Origin of the sequence: Lagierella sp. ICN-221743, assembly GCF_037890055.1 — a bacterium.
In the GTDB taxonomy this organism is placed as follows: Bacteria; Bacillota; Clostridia; order Tissierellales; family Peptoniphilaceae; genus Mediannikoviicoccus.
On the sequence record NZ_JBBKBD010000052.1, the window covers coordinates 1 to 1,233 of the forward strand.

The 1,233-nt window shown below is 36.7% G+C and carries 1 protein-coding gene; it reads right to left on the minus strand.

Annotation, left to right across the window (positions count from 1 at the left end; translation table 11 throughout):
- Positions 1-1,132: IS256-like element IS256 family transposase (locus tag WKS98_RS09905; RefSeq protein ID WP_000195426.1), on the minus strand; the 1,132-nt coding region annotated here is incomplete at its 3' end.
- Between the last annotated feature and the right edge of the window lie 101 nt (positions 1,133-1,233).

Genomic DNA, 1,233 nt, shown 5'->3' on the forward strand with positions numbered 1-1,233 from the left:
ATTCATCATGTAGGTCCATAAGAACGGCTCCAATTAAGCGATTGGCTGATGTTTGATTGGGGAAGATGCGAATAATCTTTTCTCTTCTGCGTACTTCTTGATTCAGTCGTTCAATTAGATTGGTACTCTTTAGTCGATTGTGGGAATTTCCTTGTACGGTATATTGAAAGGCGTCTTCGAATCCATCATCCAATGATGCGCAAGCTTTTGAATATTTTGGTTGATCGATATAATCATGAATCAATCGATTTTTAGCCTCACGCGCTAAGTTAATATCTGTGAACTTAAAAATTCCTTTAACAGCTTCTCTGAAAGATTTTGAATTTTTTTTAGGAATGGTGGTAAAGATATTTCTTAGGAAGTGAACTTGGCATCTTTGCCAACTTACGTTGGTGAAGGATTTTCTAATGGCAGAGACTAATCCTTTGTGCGCATCAGAAATAACGAGTTCCGTACCTTGTAAACCGCGTTCTTTTAGGTATTCAAAAAATGTTGTCCAGGTCTCTTCGCTTTCGCCACTTTGAATCATGAAGCCGATAATTTCACGGTCGCCATCTTTGGTTATTCCAATCGCTATATGACAGCTTTTTGAGAGTACTCGATTTTCTTCTCGTACTTTTATATAGAGTACATCGGTCATTAAGTAAGGATAATTTTTTTCTGATAATAAACGATTCTGCCACTCGTTAACCATAGGTTCTAGCTGTTCTGTTAAGCTAGAAACGAAGGACTTAGAGACGGATTTACCACAAAGTTCTTCCACAATTTTTGATACTTTACGAGTTGAAACGCCTGATACATACATTTCCAACATTGAAGCCATGAGGGCTTTTTCGTTTCGTTGATAACGTTCAAACACTGTGGGTGAAAAATGGCCATCACGTGTTCTGGGTACTTTTAATTCTAGCGTGCCTACACGTGTCGTAAAGCTGCGCTCATAATAGCCATTTCGTTGACTTTGTCGGTTTTCTGTTCGTTCATATTCTTTTGCTTGAATATATTCTGTTCGTTGATTTTCCATTAGTTGATTAAATACCGTTGTTAAAATATTTTTAGAAACGTCATCCTTTACAGAATATTCAATAATGCTTTGAATCTCTTCGCTTTTCAGTGTAAAATGTACTTGGGTCATGTAAAAGTCCTCCTGGGTATGTTTTTGTCGTTAAAAACATTGTACCGTAAAAGGACTGTTATATGGCCTTTTTACTTTTACACAATTATACGGACTTTATC